General features: G+C 43.3%; 13 protein-coding genes. 7 read left to right on the plus strand and 6 right to left on the minus strand.

Going from position 1 to position 18,729, the window contains the following annotated elements; genetic code table 11:
- Positions 1-19: 19 nt before the first annotated feature.
- Entirely contained in the window at positions 20-3,085 is a 3,066-nt protein-coding gene (locus tag J4861_RS10925; RefSeq protein WP_211816852.1) for a SusC/RagA family TonB-linked outer membrane protein, read from the minus strand.
- Positions 3,086-3,366: 281 nt separating this feature from the next.
- Here J4861_RS10925 and J4861_RS10930 point away from each other — a divergent pair, with 281 nt between their 5' ends.
- The 7 genes from J4861_RS10930 (at position 3,367) to J4861_RS10960 (ending at position 14,473) form a co-directional block, all read left to right on the plus strand.
- Positions 3,367-4,392 carry a LacI family DNA-binding transcriptional regulator gene (locus J4861_RS10930; protein WP_211816853.1) on the plus strand — a complete coding sequence of 342 codons (1,026 nt, stop codon included), beginning with the start codon at positions 3,367-3,369 and terminating at the stop codon, positions 4,390-4,392.
- A 171-nt stretch (positions 4,393-4,563) separates the two neighbouring features.
- A complete protein-coding gene (locus J4861_RS10935; protein ID WP_211816854.1) occupies positions 4,564-5,898 on the plus strand; it encodes an SLC45 family MFS transporter in 1,335 nt (444 codons plus the stop codon).
- A 659-nt stretch (positions 5,899-6,557) separates the two neighbouring features.
- On the plus strand, positions 6,558-9,251 hold the full coding sequence (locus J4861_RS10940; RefSeq protein ID WP_211816855.1) for a 4-alpha-glucanotransferase: 2,694 nt from the start codon (positions 6,558-6,560) through the stop codon (positions 9,249-9,251).
- Between the two features lie 140 nt (positions 9,252-9,391).
- A complete protein-coding gene (pulA, locus tag J4861_RS10945; protein ID WP_211816856.1) occupies positions 9,392-11,305 on the plus strand; it encodes a type I pullulanase in 1,914 nt (637 codons plus the stop codon).
- Between the two features lie 244 nt (positions 11,306-11,549).
- On the plus strand, positions 11,550-13,436 hold the full coding sequence (locus tag J4861_RS10950) for a glycoside hydrolase family 13 protein (protein WP_211817786.1): 1,887 nt from the start codon (positions 11,550-11,552) through the stop codon (positions 13,434-13,436).
- A gap of 289 nt (positions 13,437-13,725) precedes the next feature.
- Positions 13,726-14,301, plus strand: a complete 576-nt coding sequence (locus J4861_RS10955) for an ATPase (RefSeq protein ID WP_211817787.1) — start codon at positions 13,726-13,728, stop codon at positions 14,299-14,301.
- A complete protein-coding gene (locus tag J4861_RS10960; protein WP_025837033.1) occupies positions 14,291-14,473 on the plus strand; it encodes a hypothetical protein in 183 nt (60 codons plus the stop codon). Before J4861_RS10955 ends, J4861_RS10960 begins: the two co-directional genes overlap by 11 nt.
- Before the next feature lie 120 nt (positions 14,474-14,593).
- On the opposite strand, the gene J4861_RS13430 is transcribed toward J4861_RS10960, so the two are convergent.
- The 5 genes from J4861_RS13430 to J4861_RS10980 all read right to left on the minus strand — a co-directional run bounded on the left by J4861_RS13430 (position 14,594) and on the right by J4861_RS10980 (position 18,584).
- A complete protein-coding gene (locus tag J4861_RS13430) occupies positions 14,594-14,737 on the minus strand; it encodes a hypothetical protein (protein ID WP_249110840.1) in 144 nt (47 codons plus the stop codon).
- 84 nt (positions 14,738-14,821) lie between these two features.
- Positions 14,822-14,944, minus strand: coding sequence for a hypothetical protein (locus J4861_RS13490; RefSeq protein WP_282958349.1), 123 nt, complete (start codon positions 14,942-14,944; stop codon positions 14,822-14,824).
- Between the two features lie 29 nt (positions 14,945-14,973).
- Entirely contained in the window at positions 14,974-15,471 is a 498-nt protein-coding gene (locus J4861_RS10970; RefSeq protein ID WP_211816857.1) for a hypothetical protein, read from the minus strand.
- Positions 15,472-15,846: 375 nt separating this feature from the next.
- The gene (locus J4861_RS10975) at positions 15,847-16,776 is read right to left on the minus strand and encodes a redoxin domain-containing protein (RefSeq protein WP_211816858.1); all 930 of its coding nucleotides are present in this window, start codon (positions 16,774-16,776) and stop codon (positions 15,847-15,849) included.
- A 128-nt stretch (positions 16,777-16,904) separates the two neighbouring features.
- Positions 16,905-18,584: an ABC transporter ATP-binding protein gene (locus J4861_RS10980; RefSeq protein ID WP_211816859.1), complete on the minus strand. Its 1,680-nt coding sequence runs from the start codon at positions 18,582-18,584 to the stop codon at positions 16,905-16,907.
- Positions 18,585-18,729 lie beyond the last annotated feature (145 nt).

An 18,729-nucleotide genomic window follows, 5' to 3' on the forward strand; every position in this document is an offset into this window, starting at 1 on the left:
TCTTTACTCTTTTATAGATTTAGAAATTCAGGTTCAAACCCAAGATGAATGAGATTGGACGTGGATAGAGGTTGTTGTCAATACCATTGAACACCTCTGGGTCGAGACCTTTATACTTAGTAAGGCAGAACACGTTATTCACAGTTCCATAAATACGACCAGTGATTCCATTCCATGAACCCCGCTTGAGAAGATTAGCGAAGCTATAACCCAAAGTTATGTTATCCATCTTCAAGAAAGAAGCATTCTGTACCCAGTAGTCTGTCTGAGTAGATGTAGTCTCGGTTGACAACCAGTTGTCTGCTACTACATCTGTAGGACGGTTCACAAGGAACTTGCTCTTTACAAATATTTCTGAGTTAGACATATTAGAAGTACTTGCAAAAGCATCATTGTAAACATAGTTGCCAAGACTTGCACGGAGTGCGAAACCAAGGTCCCAGTTGCGATACTCGAAACGAGAAGCAAAGCCCATCGTTACTGGTGCTGCAGGTGCCTTGTAGTAGTACTTATCAGCATCGGTAATCTTACCATCGCTGTTGCGGTCGACAACTACACCCTCCAACGGCTTGCCATTCTTATCATATGCCTGCTGGAATACGTGGAAAGAGTTAACTGCATTACCTACATGCTGTGCCTGGATGTTACCACCTGTACCAGCAGAGATACCACCTGTAGGTACGAAGTAGTCTGGGTCATTACCACCATTAAGGTCAGTAATCTTATTATAGTTATAGGTAAAGTTGTAATCCATTGTCCAGTTGAAGTCCTTAGCGTTCACTGCCAACCAGTGGAGACTTGTTTCAACACCCATATTATACATAGAACCAATGTTGCTCATTACCTGATTACGGAAGTTAGCACCTGCTGGTACGGTTGCACTATTGAGCAAGTCGGTGGTCTTACGGTAGTACCAATCAACGCTACCTGTGAGGCGCTGCTTGAGAATACCCCAATCAAGACCTACGTTATAAGAGGTAGTTGTCTCCCACTTCAAGTTTGGATCGTATGCCTTTGGACGAGCCAAAGAACCATTACCAGCAATTGGATAGGTAGATTCATTACCTGTATTCATTTCGTATATCGCGAAGTAATTATAGTCGCCGATACCTTCCTGCTGACCAGTCATACCCCAGCTAAGGCGAAGTTTCAAGTCTGACAACCAGTCAATCTGCTTGAAAAGGTTCTCTTCATTGACACGCCATGCGAAAGCGAATGATGGGAACGTTGCCCAATGCTCCTTGAAACGTGAAGAACCATCATTACGTACGGTTGCAGTTACCATATAACGACCATCCATCAAAGACCAGTTTGCACGACCGAAGAAGGATACAAGGTAGTTCTCTGTCGCATAGTAATAAGGTGCATAGTTGCGTTGTTTACCTGCAAGAGTTGCATCTCTGTTTGTTGATGGATAGTAACTCCAATAAGCGTTTTTAGTGTTATGCCAGAAGTGTGCCCACTCATAACCAGCCATGATATCGAAGTGATTCTTTGCTTTATCATTGAAATCGTGGTAGTACTGAGCGTATGCAGAGAGCTGCATGTTACGTTTCAATTGCGATTCCCAACCGTAAGAACCATAATAGATTGCCTGTGGAGAGGCTGGATCAACATCTGTTACCTGACGTCCCTTAGCAACATCAACACCTGCAGTAACGTGGAAACGGAGGTCTTCAAAGCCATGAACTTTATAATCAACATCGGCACTACCAAGGAAGTCACGGCTGATAGCACGGTCGTTCTTTAGGTTAAGAATAGACACAGGGTTCTTTGTTGCCAATGAATAATAGGTCTTTGGCCAACTGCTATCATTGAGCGCTGTACCATCATCAAGCCACTGATAGTAGCCACCGAAGTTCTCATAACCAGACGCATAGACTGGCTGTGTTGGGTCAAACTGACGTGCTGCCTTGATAGCCTCACCATCAGCATAACGATTCTTTGTCCACATTCCCTTAGCATTCAACGTAACCTTCAAATGGTCATTCAAGAAAGAAGGGCTCAATGTCAACGCTCCAGTGAAACGCTCAAAGTTAGAAGTCTTGATGATACCCTGCTGATTTGTGTAGCCTGCACTAACACGATAAGGCAACCAGTCACCAACTTGACCAGAAACAGCTACGTTGTGGTCATGGCTAAGCGCTGTACGGAAGATTTCGTTCTGCCAGTTAGTATTAGCACTACCAAGACGTGAATAAGCTGTTGGAACCTTATTACCATTTGAGTCGAGCGTATAGAGATCTGTTCCAAACTTCTTTGCAATAAGGCTACGATACTCATCAGCAGACAACACATCAAGATTCTTAGAATTTCTACTAACAGTAAAGCTACCATTATAAGAAACCTGTAAACCACGACGTCCCTTCTTAGTTGTAATGATGATAACACCATTTGAACCACGAGAACCATAGATTGCAGTAGCAGAAGCATCCTTCAAAACGTTGAAAGACTCAATATCCTGTGGGTTTACAAGTGACAAAGGATTGCTTACACCCTTAATACCTGTCTGGTCCATAGCCACACCATCAATCACAATCAATGGATTGTTAGATGCGTTCAAAGAAGAACCACCACGAATACGAATGTTAGCACCGCCACCAGGAGTACCACCATCGCTCGTTACACTCACACCGGCAACCTTACCAGCAAGCATGTCCTGTGCATTAACAACAAGACCCTTATTCTTGCTATCAGGTTTCAAGGCTGTCACAGAACCCGTAAGGTCACTCTTCTTAACAGCACCGTAACCAATAACAACAACCTCATTCATCTGCTGTGCTTGGTCTTCCTGAAGTGTAATTACCATACCATTGGTTGCAGCCACCTGTTGTTTCTGGAAACCAATGTAAGAGATTGTCAAAGTAGCACCCGGCTGTACGTTGACAGAGAAGTTACCATCAAGGTCGGTCACAGTACCATTCGATGTCCCATTGATAAGGACAGAAGCACCAATGACTGGCTCGCCAGTAGCATCCTTCACCTGTCCAGTAATCGTAGACTGCGCAAAGGCACTGACTGAAAGGAATAGACCCAACAATAGAGTCAATATCCTAACAGGAAATTTGCATTTTACCTGCTTCATCTTTGTTATTGTTAAAGTAATTTATAAATTGATTAAAGTAATATTCGTTTAGTTCGATCAAAAGATAGATTAATACCTTTTTGTAGGCTTTTTCTGCTGCAAAGATAGTTGAGTTTAAGCTACTTTATACTATTTTTGCTTTGAATTTGTATTTTAAATAGTGCAAACGATTGCACAAATAAATAAGAGATAAATAAATTGATATAGGTCAAAGAAGTTATAGAAAATATGTATATTTGCGTTATAAAACCATTAGCAGACTAAAGACAAAGCTAAATCGCATGAGTGACTCAACCAACATAACAATGAAGGATATAGCCCGAGACCTTGGTGTTTCGGTCGCTACGGTCTCTCGTGCGCTCAAAGACAGCCCTCGTATCTCTGCAGAAAAACGTGAGGTAATAAAGAAGTATGCACAAGAACATAACTTCTACCCAAACATCCTTGCAGAGAGCCTGCGCAAAAGTAAGGTACAACCGATTAAGGTTATCGGTGTTATCATTCCACAGCTTGATCATTTCTACTTCTCATCTATTCTTTCTGGTATCGAAGAAGAGGCTTCTTCACGTGGCTATCGAATTATGATTGCACAGAGCCGAGAGAACTATGAGGACGAAGTGAAAATCTGTCGAGCATTTTCGGAGAGTAAAGTTTGTGGCATCATCGTTTCTCAAGCGAAGAATACTACCAAATACGACCATTTCCAAACACTCATAGATAAGAGTATGCCTTTGGTTTTCTACGATCGTATCAGTACGGGTGTAAATGCAAGTCGAGTAGTTGTTGATGACTATATGGGTGCTTTCTCTGCCGTCACACACCTTATTAATACTGGTTGCAAGCGTATTGCATATTACGGCACTTCGTTAACAATGCAAATCGCAAAGAATCGTTATAATGGATATCTTGATGCCTTACTGAAGAATGGTATGCACCCTAACGAGCAACTGATAAAGAACTGCGACAACAGATCAGATGCCGAGCTTATCACGCCAAGCGTAATGCGACTTCCCGAACCACCAGATGCCTTCTTTGCCGTCAATGATGACACGGCTATCGGTATTCTTTATTCCTGCAAACGATTAGGGTTCCGTGTGCCAGAAGATGTCTCTATCTGCGGTTTCACTAACGGACAACGAGCTATAGCCTGCGACCCAATGCTGACAACTGTAGAACAACGGGGAGTACGCGTAGGTGAAGAGGCTGCAAGTATCCTCATCGATCAGGTAGAAGGAAAACTTCCTAAAAATCGAGTAGAGAAACGTGTCGTGAGAACAAAACTGATTATTAGAGGGACTACGAGGTAAGGAGACCTCCCCCAACCCCTCCGAAGGAGGGGAGTGCTGAGGACAAAATTGGGTTTATGAGCCTAATTAGCCCAATAAGCCTAATAGCCCTCTCTTCAAAAGAAAATAAACAACACAAGCTTCGCACTCCCTCTTAAGAGGGACTTAGGGAGCACAAAAACTAACATAACAATGAAACAAAAACCTAACTTAAGCTTTTGGCAACTTTGGAATCTCAGCTTTGGATTCTTTGGAGTGCAGATTGCGTACGCGCTGCAGAGTGCCAACATCTCACGCATCTTCGCAACATTAGGTGCTGACCCTCATAATCTTAGTTACTTCTGGATACTCCCCCCATTGATGGGTATCGTCGTACAACCGATTGTTGGAACACTCTCTGACATGACGTGGACACGCTTCGGACGTCGCATTCCTTACCTCTTCGTAGGTGCAGCCGTTGCCGTCTTCGTGATGTGTCTGCTGCCGAATGCGGGTTCTTTAGGTATGGCAGTCTCAACGGCAATGGTATTTGGACTTGTCTCATTGATGTTCCTCGACACAAGTATCAATATGGCCATGCAACCCTTTAAGATGTTAGTGGGAGACATGGTCAACGAGAAACAGAAGACACTCGCCTACTCTATTCAGAGTTTCCTCTGCAATGCAGGCTCTATTGCAGGCTACGTCTTCCCATTCTTCTTCACCTTCTTAGGTATCTCTAACCAAGCTCCATCAGGTGTAGTACCAGACTCAGTGGTCTATTCTTTCTATATTGGTGCAGCCATTCTCATCCTCTGTGTTATCTATACTACAGCCAAGGTAAAGGAGATGCCACCAAAGGAATATGCCGAATACCATTCTGTAGAGAAGAAAGAAGATACTTCAAAGTCTAATCTCTTCACCTTATTAAAGTTTGCGCCACCTACCTTCTGGAAAGTTGGTTTGGTACAGTTCTTCTGCTGGTTCGCCTTTATGTATATGTGGACTTACACCAATGGAACCGTAGCAGCTAACTGTTGGGGCGTTGATATGCTTGCACATGATGCAACGATGACAAAGGGTTATCAAGAAGCAGGCAACTGGGTTGGTATTCTCTTTGCCATTCAGGCGATTGGTTCAGTAGCTTGGGCAATGGTTCTTCCACAGTTCAAGAACACCAAACTCGCATACTCCTTCTCACTTATCTTAGGTGCAGCAGGCTTTGTCCTCGCAGCCTTCGTACACGACCAATATGTTATGTTCATCCCATTCCTCCTCATCGGATGCGCTTGGGCGGCTATATTGGCAATGCCATTTACCTTAGTTACCAATGCCCTCGAGGGTTATGGCCACTTAGGAACTTATCTTGGCTTGTTCAACGGAACCATCTGTATTCCACAGATTATCGCTGCGGCTATTGGCGGAGTGCTACTCCAGATGGTTGGATCCGTACAAAGTAATATGATGATTGTAGCAGGCGTTTCCCTCTTCCTCGGTGCAATGTCCGTTGGATTCATAAAGGTTCGCCGTCCTGCAGAGCAAGGGTAACAATAACTTTTTTATAATCTCTCTGAATTTAAGGGTGTGCTGAAAAGCGTTTCAGTACACCCTTTGCTTTTCTTCAAACGTTTTTTACACCTCTTATCGCTCAACTAAATAAACCTTTTCTACCAACAACTTACTACCACTCTACTCTCACCAACAAGTTATTTTCATGAAAAGAAATATTTTTCTTCATGAAAATAAATATTTCTTCTCACGTAAATAAATATTTATCACCATGAAAAGAAATGATAAACCACTGAGAAATCAATCTCAATAGAGCATTCTTTCCTATATCAAATAAATAGCTAACATCAGCTAACAAACATCCTCTTATCAGCTTGCTATTACCAGTTTACAAGTCATATAGTCCTAAACTCAAAATTCGTTTACCGTGTCTAACGACTGTGTTGCAACCCCGCACCATTGGTGTTGAGCGTGCGCACCATTGGTACTAAGCACTAACACAAAAGCAAAGTAGCGTTAAAAAGCATCAAAAATAAGGTTTTATTTATACTTATAGAGCGTTAGTTGATTAGCCATGAGTTATCACCAATTCAGCAATATGCAAACGATTGCGCAAGAATTGATATAAATCATGTAAAAGGGTATTGCTTTTTCTGATTAATATTATTATCTTTGACGAAAAATAACTACCCAACTCTATGAACATACAGTTTCACATAAACTACCAGACCTACTATGGACAAGACCTTGTCCTGAATATTATCACAGGTCAACACAACGGGGCTGTAGAGGCCTCACAGTACAGAATGCGCACATCTGACGGCTACCACTGGGAGGTGGAAGTGAAGAAGGATGCAAAGCCAGGAACGCATATCGAATATTTCTACAGCATTCTTTGTGGAGATAACGAACAGCGAAAAGAATGGGGTATCATGAACCATCGCCTTGACTTTGACACAGAACGCAGTCTTAACTATCATGTTTACGACCACTGGAGTGATATTCCAGACAATGCTTATCTCTATACTTCTGCTATCACCGATTGCGTTGCTGGCAAGAAATTGGTTAAGGGTAAACTCAATAACTATAACAAAGCTGTCACGCTGAAGGTGCGTGCACCACAGTTAGGTGCTACGGATGAGCTTTTCCTTGTAGGTGCTGAGCCTGCATTAGGTGCTTGGAACGTGAAGAAGGCACTGAAGATGGTACAGCATAATATCAACGAGTGGAGCTATACCTTAGATGCTACCAAACTTGTTGGCGACCAACTTGAAGTAAAGTTCTTCGTCAAGAGCAATGAGAGCAATGAGAATCTTGTATGGGAGTACAGCAACAATCGTACCGTGACATTACCTACAATGGACGAAGGCGACGTTGTTGTTTATGAGTTGACAGAGGCTGCTTTCCCACTTCCTGCCGTTCGCGTTGCTGGAACATTGGTACCAGTGTTCTCACTTCGTTCGGAAACAAGCTTCGGTATCGGCGACTTTGGCGATCTGAAGAAGATGGTTGACTGGGTGAGCATGACCAACCAGCGTGCGCTGCAGATTCTCCCTATCAACGATACAACTATCACACACACTTGGACAGACTCTTATCCATATAGCTGTATCTCTATCTTTGCCCTCCACCCACAGTATGCTGACCTTACAGCATTACCAGCTTTGAAGGACAAGAAGCAGAGTGAGAAGTTCGAGAAACTACGTAAAGAGCTTAACGCACTACCTCAGATTGACTATGAGCGTGTGAACGATGCGAAGAATGAATATCTCCATTTGCTTTTTGAACAAGAGGGTGGAAAGGTGCTCGAAAGCAGTGATTTCAAGACATTCTTTGCTGAGACAGAGAGATGGCTCGTACCATACGCACAGTATTCTTATATGAGAGATAAGTTCGGAACAGCCGACTTCTCACACTGGCCAGACCACAAGCAATGGGATGAGGCTGACCGCAAGGCATTGTCTAACCCTAAGGACAAGGCTTATAAAGAGGTTGCTTTCTTCTATTACGTACAGTTCGTATTGAGTAGTCAGATGAAAGCGGTACACGAATATGCACAGGCTCATAAGATTATCCTTAAGGGTGACATTCCTATCGGTGTTAATCGCTATGGCTGTGACGTATGGACAGAACCACGTTACTTCAATCTTAATGGTCAGGCAGGTGCTCCACCTGATGATTTCTCAGTGAATGGTCAGAACTGGGGCTTCCCTACTTACAACTGGGATGAGATGATTAAGGACGGCTGTCAGTGGTGGGTTAACCGCTTCCAGAATATGGCAAAATACTTTGACGCTTATCGCATCGACCACGTTCTCGGCTTCTTCCGTATCTGGGAGATTCCTATTCATTCGGTACACGGACTGCTTGGGCAGTTCGCTCCATCACTCGGTATGAGTCGTGAGGAGATTGAAGGCTATGGTCTACACTGGCAGGAGGAACTCTTTACAGAGCCTTTCATTACAGATTGGGTACTCGACCGCATCTTCCGTGAGCATGCTGACGAGGTAAGACAGAAGTATGTGGAACACGTATGGGGCGACAGATATAAGATGCGTTCTGAGTATGATACACAGCGAAAGGTTGAGAAAGCATTTGCTGGTAAGAACTCTGATGTAGACATTTGGCTGCGTGACGGACTCTATGCTTTGATTAGTGACGTTCTCTTCGTTCGTGATCACAAGGATCCAAACCGCTTCCATCCACGCATCAGCGTACAGTTCGATTTCATTTACGAGACACTCTACGATAGTGATAAGGCTATCTTTAATAAGCTCTACAACGACTACTACTATCGTCGTAACAACCAGTTCTGGTATCAAGAGGCAATGAAGAAACTACCTAAGTTGGTCAATGCAACTCGTATGCTTGTCTGTGCAGAAGACTTAGGAATGGTTCCTGATTGCGTGGCATGGGTGATGAACGAGCTTCGTATCCTCAGTCTTGAGATTCAAAGTATGCCTAAGAACCCGAAGGTGCGCTTTGGCTATCTCAGTGAGAACCCTTACCGCAGCGTTAGCACCATCTCTACTCACGACATGGCTACCCTACGTCAGTGGTGGGATGAAGACTGGGAACGTACGCAAGACTACTTCAACAGCATGCTACATCGTGGTGGTCCTGCTCCTCACCCATTACCAGGTTGGTTGGCAAGAGATATCGTTAGCCGTCACCTTACATCGCCAAGTATGCTCTGTATCCTCGGTATTCAGGATTGGATGAGCATCGACGAGGAATTGCGTTTGGCTGACCCTAATGCTGAGCGTATCAATGTTCCTGCCAATCCAAAGCATTACTGGCGTTATCGTATGCACGTCAGCATTGAGGACTTGATGAAAAATAAGGCTTTCAATGAGCAGATAACAAACCTTATCTATCAGGCGGGTCGATAAAAAGAATAGGTGATGATGGCTATTATAAATTATTATAACAACCCATCATCACCTAAAATTCATCACCCAACACCTAACATTCATCACCCAATTCATCATCACCCATCATTCAACACCCAACACCCAACATTCAACACCCGATGAAATTAAAATACAACCTTGCAGCATCTGTAGCTGCATTCATACTCTCACAGAACGTTGCTGCACAGCAGCGATTCAACGAGATGTCCTATTCTCCGAGTGAGACAACCTTCCGCCTCAATGCTCCCTCTAAACCAACGCTCCGCCTTTATGAGGCAGGACGAGGTGGAAAAGCCTACAAGAAGGTGAAACTTACGCAGAGTGGAGACAACACTTGGGCTGTCACTGTGAAGGGAGACCTCAAAGGTAAGTTCTATACCTTCGATATCGGACACGGCGAGACACCAGGTGTCTTTGCCAAAGCGGTAGGTTGTAATGGCGGTCGTGGTGCCGTTGTAGATATGAAGGAGACTAACCCAACAGGCTGGGAGAGCGATCGTCGTGTTCCAACCAAGAGTCCAGCCGACCTTGTTATCTATGAGTTGCACCACCGTGACTTCTCTATTGACCCTTCATCGGGTTTGATCCACAAGGGTAAATACCTCGCCTTGACAGAGCAGAAGGCTATTGATCACTTGAAGAAGTTGGGTATTAACGCTGTACATATCCTCCCTTCGTTCGATTTTGCTTCGATAGATGAATCCAAACCGGACATACCACAGTATAATTGGGGCTATGACCCATTGAACTATAACGTACCAGAAGGTAGCTACTCATACGATGCTAACCTGCCTACACGCCGTATTATGGAGTTCAAGCAGATGGTACAAGCATTGCACAAGGCGGGTATCAGAGTTATCCTCGACGTTGTTTACAACCATACTTTCGACCTCACAAATAGTAACTTTGAGCGTACTTATCCTAAGGCGTACTACCGATACAAGGCTGATGGTACACCATCAGATGGCACAGGGTGTGGCAATGAGACGGCAAGTGAGCGTCCTTTGATGCGCGAGTATATGTTGGAATCAATGAAGTATTGGGTAAATGAATATCATATTGACGGTTTCCGTGTAGACCTTATGGGTGTGCATGACATTCAAACAATGAATGATATTCGTCGTGAACTCAATGCTATCGATCCAGAGATATTTGTCTATGGCGAGGGATGGAGTGCTGGTACATGTGCTTATCCACTTGAGAAGTTAGCGATGAAGGCAGCAGTTCCACAGATGCCGGGCATTGCAGCCTTCTCTGATGACATCCGTGATGCCTTGCGTGGACCCTTCTCTGACGACCACAAGGCCGGTTTCCTGGGTGGCGTTACAGGCTTGGAAGAGAGTTTGAAGGCAGGTATTGCGGGTATGATTGAACACCCACAGGTAGACTACTCAAAGGTAAACTATTCTAAGAAACCTTATGCCCTTGAGCCTACTCAGATGATTTCTTACGTCAGTTGTCACGATGATATGTGTCTCGTTGACCGTCTGAAAGCATCTATTCCAGAGGCTGAATACGATGAAAATGAGCTGATTCGTCTGAATCTTCTTGCCCAGACAGTTATCTTCACATCACAGGGTGTACCCTTTATGCTTTCTGGTGAGGAAATGCTCCGCAACAAGAAAGGTGTGCATAACTCATTTAATTCACCTGATAGTATCAACCATCTCGATTGGAATAACCTCAAGACTTATCCGCAGGTATTCAACTATTACAGTGGACTCATCAACCTTCGCAAGGCACATCCAGCCTTCCGATTGGGTAAAGCCGACCTCGTTCGCAAGCATCTTGAGTTCCTTCCTGTACAGGATTGTTTGGTTGCTTTCTGCCTAAAAGACCATGCTGGTGGTGATAAGTGGAAGAATATCTACGTCATCCTCAATGCTAACAAGGAACTTCGCACCGTCAACATCCCTAAGGGTCAGTATACAATTGTATGTGCTAATGGTGAAATTAACGAAGCTGGATTAGGCAAAATGGAAGGTGGTGAGGTGATGGTTGATGCCCAGTCAGCCCTTATCTTGCATGATTAAGGACCCCTATCCTTCTCCACTTCTCCTTCAAAGGAAGGAGTAGTGACCATTCAGCAGATTATTAATAGCTGTTAAGGATATTGAACTTATTAGGCAAATTAGCCTAATTAGCCCAATAAGCCCAATACTACAGCAAAACAAATTACCTAAAATGAACCGCAGACAACTAACGAACGAACCTAATCTTTCCCTCTTTCAAAAGACTTGGAAGATTCTTTTATTCTTACTTCTTTTATCATCTCCTATGACCGCTCAGAACAGTACGGCAGCTCAAAAGAAAGCCAATAATCGAACAGCTAAACCAAACGTTACCCGCATTGACCCTACCAACTGGTTTGCTGACATGCAGGACCCTACGTTACAGCTGATGGTATATGGCAAGGATATCAAGTTTGCGGACGTATCAACAGACTACCCTAACATAAAGATTGACTCGCTTGTACGCCTCGATTCGCCTAATTACCTCCTTATCTATCTTAACTTAAAAGGAGCGAAACCAGGTGAGATAGCCCTAACTTTCTCTAATAAGAATGGTAAAAAGACTATAAAGAAGTACCAATTGAAGGCTCGCGAGATGGCAGGGTCAGACCGCAAAGGCTTCGATATTTCGGATGTTCTCTATATGCTAATGCCCGACCGTTTCGCTAATGGCAACCCAAAGAACGACATAATCAAAGGGATGGAGGACCAGCTCTGCAACCGTAACGAGCCAAGTCTTCGACACGGTGGCGACCTCGAAGGACTCCGTCAGCACCTCGATTACTTCACCGACCTTGGTGTTACAGCACTCTGGTTTACGCCAGTATTAGAGAATGATCGCCCTGCCGACGATGGAAAATACAGCACCTACCATGGTTACGCAACAACCGACTACTATCGTGTTGACCCTCGCTTCGGTACCAATGAAGAGTACAAGGCACTCATTGACGAATGTCATAAGAAGGGACTGAAAGTGGTAATGGATATGATTTTCAACCATTGCGGTGACTATCATCCTTGGGCTAAGGGTACACGTATTGATGAGAACGGCAAGACTATCAAAGACTATCCATCAAAAGACTGGTTTAATAGCCCTAACTATGGGCTGCAAACAAGCTACAAGCTTACTCCTGTTCTCGACCCATACGCCAGCAAGGTGGATATGGCAGAGACTGTTGACGGATGGTTTGTATCGTCTATGCCTGACCTCAACCAACGCAATCCACACGTTATCAAATATCTGATTCAGAATTCTATTTGGTGGATTGAGACCGTAGGTATCGATGGCATTCGTATGGACACTTATCCTTACGCTGACCGAAAAGCTATGGCTGAATGGATGAAGGTGCTCAATCAGGAATATCCTAACTTCAACACCGTTGGCGAAACATGGGTAACAGAGCCTGCTTATACAGCTGCTTGGCAGAAAGACAGCAAACTCTCTGACATTAACAGCAATCTAAAAACGGTAATGGACTTCGCCTTATTCGATCGTCTTTCGCAGGCAAAGAACGAGGAAACAGATGATTGGTGGAAGGGATGGAACCGCATTTACAACTCTCTCTGCTATGATTACCTCTACACTGACCCATCTTCTGTGATGGCATTCATCGAGAATCACGATACTGACCGCTACCTTGGCAATGGCAAGGATACAACGGCTTTGAAGCAGGCGTACGCTCTCTTGCTGACGATGAAACGTATCCCACAACTCTACTATGGTACTGAAATTCTTATGAATGGTACGAAAGAGAAGACAGATGGCAACGTACGTAAGGACTTCCCAGGTGGATTCCCAGGCGATAAGGTCAACAAATTCACACGTGAAGGCCGTACCAAAGCCGAGAATGCAATGTTTGATTGGACCAGCCGTCTCCTCCATTGGCGACAGAACAACGATGTAATCATCAATGGTTCTCAGACACAATTCATTCCTCAACATGGTGTTTACGTTCTTGCACGTCAACATAACGGCAAGACTGTCCTCACCATCCTCAATGGCAAGAAGGCTGATAACCAAGTCGACGTAGCCCGCTATGCCGAGGTGATAGGCTCACACACCACAGCAACTGATGTCCTCACAGGTGCTACCATAGACCTGACAAAGAACATTCCATTGGGACAGCGACAGGCAATGGTACTCAGTTTTTAATTCCTCTGAAAATTAGGAGGCTTATTTAACAGTTCACTTACCTGTTAGATAAAGCATCTGAACTTCTCATACATATAACATATGGGCAATGACAACCTACTATCTTTGGTTGTCATTGCCTTTATTATTACTTATTTTCTATCCAACAAAAGAACAGATAAATAAAAAACTTAGAACTAAGGAAACGATTTCTCTGCAACAAACAAAAGAAGTAAAAAATGATACTACACAATTAATAAAAAATCAACTAACTTGCTTTATTCATAAGAAAAGATTATCTTTGCATCGAATGGTAAAACATTTATATATCATAGCAGGGTGTAATGGGGCTGGAAAGACAACAGCTTCAATGACAATATTACCAAAGACCCTTTTGGTAAAGGAGTTTGTCAATGCCGATGAAATAGCAAAAGGATTGTCACCACTCAACCCTGAAGGTGCAGCCATTGAAGCAGGAAGGTTGATGCTTCAACGAATAGACTACCTCTTAAGCAAAGATGAGTCATTTTCTATTGAGACAACACTTGCAACTCGCTCCTATATTAAACTCGTAGAAAAGGCGCATCAAAGAGGATTCGTAGTCAATCTCTTATTCTTTTGGCTACCATCACCAGAGCTTGCAAGCATACGTGTAACTGAAAGAGTAAGAAATGGTGGGCACAACATTCCTAAAGACACAATATACAGAAGATATGTATTGGGAATATCAAATCTATTTAACTTGTTTATGAATAAGGTTGATATATGGTCAATATATGATAACAGCATACAGCCTAAAGAGCGTATAGCTTTCGGAGGAAATAGTATAAGAACCAGAATTAGTAATGAAGTCAAATTTAGAAAGATAAGAAGTTATGTCAAATAAAGAAATAGAAGCCTATTTAAAAACTATTGAAGAAGGGTTTATTGAGTCAGAACGAATCTTGTTAAAAGAGAAAGCTGCCAAAAATGAACCTGTCATCAATTGTGATGAAAACGGTAATATTGTTAGCATTCCAGCGGAAGACATTATTGCCAGACACCGTCAGTATCAATAAAAAGACTATTATCATCCAATAAAGGCTATCGGAGTTCCGATAGCCTTTATTGTTTATTTACACACGAACTTCATTACTCTGACATTCAAATCATCACAAAACAGTAGTGGATAAATAGCTTTAAAACGTAACAGTCAGACCCACAGAGAGAGCTGTTTTGCCTTGATAGACACGCCCATATTCCACATCATCGCCAAAAGTCTTGAAGAGATTCTGTCGCACCTGCCCATAAAGTCCGAATGTCTCACTGAAGTTATAGCGCACACCTACCTACAAACCAGCTGTTCGTAAGCCGATGGAAGCACCACTATAAATATCCAGTACGGATGGTAGTTTCAGTACTTCAGATCAATGATAGTTACCCATCAGACTGAGGTCATACCCCATTAAGGCTCTATCACGTCCCTCATCATAGTCCTTCACGTTGACATAAGTTAGCTGTCCGCCTACTGAGACAAAGCCGCTAAGCACATAATAGCTGCTTTTATATCTCTTTCTCCCTATTCAGCATCATGCGCTTTTAACAGATTCATAAGTTCATTGAACTCGGAAGAGTATTTTACACCTGTTTGTCCCCAGTTATATTCATATCGAACGGTCTTTCCTGGATAGTAAATATAGATGTATAGACCACCCAAATCACTGCAATGTTCGTTACCTTTTACTGCCACAACGTCCTTTACAGTACCCTTAACAAACATTTCATCAACAAGTTCTTGTACGCGACGAGCACTATCATCACTAAAACGAACAGTTCTGACAGTGTCTTTACCATCGTCAGATGCAAATATTGATCGCGTACATTTCGTTACACTTCCATTCTTATATAACATCCAATAAACCTCCGTAAGACCGCTACTAAAGCCGGGATCACGTCCAATAAGCACGGAGTCATACGCACTGAGTGCATCCTTTTCCTTGCCACTACCTCGACCACCTTCTGAACAACTGATGGCAACAAAGGCAATTATGCCACATAACCATAATAACTTATTCATCCCTCTAAAAATAAAAAAATCAACCATTATCAAGCGCTTCTACTAATTATATCGAAATGCAAGACACAGTAAAACAACCCGACTATCGACCATTACCTTTCCTTATATACCTTTCACAAAAGTAAGCATTAATATTCTTGTTTCCAAACATTGCCAACAAAAGTTCGTCTTACCCATCTTTTCTATACGTGTTAGTGCTTAGCACATAGCGTGCGGAGGGTTAGCGCCAATGGTGCGGAGTACTAACACGATGAAAGATGAGACTGAAGCAGAATCAAAAAGAGCGTTTTTCAAGGAATAAAAAGCACAAGGCTGCCCTCGTTAGGACAGCCTTGTACATCTTATTTAGAACTTAATTGTTGTCCAATCCGTCTATTACTGGAAAACAATATTCACTGTTGTCTTACTCTTTACAGGGCGACCATTCTGCATAGCAGGATTCCACTTAGGCATATTGTTGGTAAGACGAACAGCCTGCTCTTTGTAGTATTCAACGCAGTTGTTCAACACATGCTTCTGTTTCTCAGCATCCATCTTCATGAAGTGCTTGCTTGTACCCTTCACGTTCTTTACATCAACGACATGAGCACCAGTAACAGTGCCATCCATCTCGACGTTGAAAACGACAGTCATCTCGGCATGCACCTTTGAACGGAATGACTGAATGCTGCGACGTTGATTCTGTGCAAAATAGTTATTAATAGCCTCTTGACCGCCTTCAAAGGTAGGGAGCACCTCAGTCTTACTAACCTGTGGAGTCAGAGAAAGGGACTCTAACTTCGCTTTCAGCTTACCTATCTCCACCGTACCCATAACTATTTTACCCTCCGGGTCGATAAGATACATTGAAGGAATCCAATCAATCTTATACAACTTGTCGATAACAGTATTCTTCCTAAACTTCTTCAGCTCGCTCACCTGTGTCCAGTGCATCTGGTACTTCCCCCAGTAAGCCTGTGCCCAGACCTCACGATCGGTATCAAAAGAGATACCAATAAACTGCACTCCATAGTCGCGGAACTGCTCGTAAAGTGCCTTCATAGCAGGAATGTCACGACGACAGTCTGGACACCAGCTTGCCCAGAAATCCAATACCACGTAACAACCACGATACTGACTCAACTTTATTTCCTTAGCATCGTATGTCTTCAACTTAAACTCAGGCGCACGAGTACCCGGATTGAGCATGTTCGTGGCATACTTAGCATCTAAATCCTTAGTTGGTTCAACGTTTATTGTCTGTGCAAAAGCCACTGATGCGGACATAAGAAATACACTGACAACAGCTAAAAGAATTCTTTTCATATCTAATTTTATTCTATTTTCTTTATCTTTCTTCCACTAATAAGATTGGAATTTGCAGTTTTTAGTTCTCCTTTCAGTTTTCAGTCATGTTGCAAATATACGACCTTATTTTGAATAACGCAAATACATTATTGTATTTTTTCTATGGTCAACGTCTGGTCGCAATAGTCAACAACAGCTGGACGATGGGTGATGAAAATCACCGTTTTATCGTGATTGGAGAGTATATTCTTCAAGAGTTCGCGCTCTGTCTGTGGGTCAAGGGCTGACGTTGCCTCATCGAATATCATGATACTACGGTCACGCAGTAACGAACGAGCTATGGCAATGCGTTGTGCCTGTCCTTCACTGAGTCCTCCTCCCTGCTCTGAACAGAGCGTATCGAGTCCCAAAGGAAGATGGAAAACAAAGTCAGCACAGCTCTTCTTAAGTACTGCAATCATCTCTTCTTCCGTTGCCTCGACCTTACCGAGTAGTAGGTTCTCACGGATTGTGCCACTAAGAAGTGTGTTACCTTGAGGGACATAGACAAAATTGGTACGCATGAGCGGTGTCAACTCTCTGCTTTCTTTTTCGTTATAAATCTCTACAGAGCCCTTATTAGGCTTCATCAAGGCAAGGAGCATACGTACAAGCGTTGTCTTTCCAGCACCTGTCTCACCAAGAATAGCCGTACAAGAGCCTGGGTAGAAATCGAAGTCAAGATCCTTCAATATCTCTCGTTCGGCATCATCATAACGATAGTCGACATGATTCAAGCGAATACCACAAGGTCCAGCCACCTCTATCGGCTCGCCTTGTTCCTCTAAAGGATTCTCCTCTAACTCCATTAGTCGCTCGGCAGCAGTGAATACTGAAACAAAAGCAGGTACTAATTTCGTTAATTGACGAGCAGGATTTTGAATCTTATTTACCAACTGTAAGAAGGCTGTCATACCGCCAAAAGTCAGCGAATGAGCCGACATGCGAAGGGCTGCCCACGTAAAGGCAACAAGATAACCAAAGGCAAATCCAAAGTTTAAGACGAGGTTTGAGAATACAGAAAACTTCGTTCTACGCACTACCTTACGGCGCAATTCATGTTGTGTTCCCTCCAACTTTCCAACAATCATCTCGTCACTTTCAAGTGTCTTGATAAGCATTCGATGCTGAATCGTTTCTTGCAAAACACTCTGAACCTTTGAGTCTGAGTCGCGAACTTCACGTGTCAGTCGTCTCATCTGGCGTACATACACCTTGCTGATGAGGACAAATAGTGGAATCATAACGACAATGATAATGGCAAGACGCCAGTCCATCGACATCAAATAGAAGAAAGCACCGAGGAACATAGCCAATGTCGAGACTGAACTTGGTATCGTCTCGGTAAGGAAACTTACCACATTGGCAACATCAAATTCCAATCGGTTAAGTACGTCACCACTATGATGACGTTCTTTACCATGCCACTCCGAACGCAGAATACGGTCGAGCATGCGCTGCTGCATACGATTTTGCGCCTTGATACCTAACAGATTTCTTACCCACACGGAGGCTATGTTCAATGCAAAATCACAGAGAATCAAAGCACCCATGATGCTCACTGCAGTATAGATACTACCCTCTTTGGCATGAGAAGCCACATCAATGGCATACTGTACAGCCCAAACGGTAGTCAAAGAAACGACTACGCTGAAAATACCTATCATAGCATTCAACACAGCTTGCTTGCGATTACCACGCCAAGCTATCCACAACCAGCGGAATATCTCCTTACTTGTATAATGCGTTTCAGGAATTTGAAAGAGTTTCTTTATCTTGCTTACCATTATTTTCTCTTATATTTATTGTTATTGAAGGCCTTGGGTTGCCGGGTATTCTAGGATAGATAGGACTCCTAGAGCTCCTAGGAAAGCTAGAAAAACTAGGCTGAATGAAAAGTCTATCACAGCCTTCTCACTAACAACCAGCCTT

This window comes from Prevotella melaninogenica (genome assembly GCF_018127925.1).
Lineage (GTDB): Bacteria > Bacteroidota > Bacteroidia > Bacteroidales > Bacteroidaceae > Prevotella > Prevotella melaninogenica_C.

Bases quoted from the DNA above. Each gene is read 5' to 3' on its own strand.
- J4861_RS10975 (WP_211816858.1), bottom strand. From the start codon at position 16,776: ATGAAAAGAATTCTTTTAGCTGTTGTCAGTGTATTTCTTATGTCCGCA.
- J4861_RS10940 (WP_211816855.1), top strand. From the start codon at position 6,558: ATGAACATACAGTTTCACATAAACTACCAGACCTACTATGGACAAGAC.
- J4861_RS10980 (WP_211816859.1), bottom strand. From the start codon at position 18,584: ATGGTAAGCAAGATAAAGAAACTCTTTCAAATTCCTGAAACGCATTAT.
- J4861_RS10970 (WP_211816857.1), bottom strand. From the start codon at position 15,471: ATGAATAAGTTATTATGGTTATGTGGCATAATTGCCTTTGTTGCCATC.
- J4861_RS10950 (WP_211817786.1), top strand. From the start codon at position 11,550: ATGACCGCTCAGAACAGTACGGCAGCTCAAAAGAAAGCCAATAATCGA.
- J4861_RS10930 (WP_211816853.1), top strand. From the start codon at position 3,367: ATGAGTGACTCAACCAACATAACAATGAAGGATATAGCCCGAGACCTT.
- J4861_RS10955 (WP_211817787.1), top strand. From the start codon at position 13,726: ATGGTAAAACATTTATATATCATAGCAGGGTGTAATGGGGCTGGAAAG.
- J4861_RS10925 (WP_211816852.1), bottom strand. From the start codon at position 3,085: ATGAAGCAGGTAAAATGCAAATTTCCTGTTAGGATATTGACTCTATTG.
- J4861_RS10935 (WP_211816854.1), top strand. From the start codon at position 4,564: ATGAAACAAAAACCTAACTTAAGCTTTTGGCAACTTTGGAATCTCAGC.
- J4861_RS10960 (WP_025837033.1), top strand. From the start codon at position 14,291: ATGTCAAATAAAGAAATAGAAGCCTATTTAAAAACTATTGAAGAAGGG.
- pulA (WP_211816856.1), top strand. From the start codon at position 9,392: ATGAAATTAAAATACAACCTTGCAGCATCTGTAGCTGCATTCATACTC.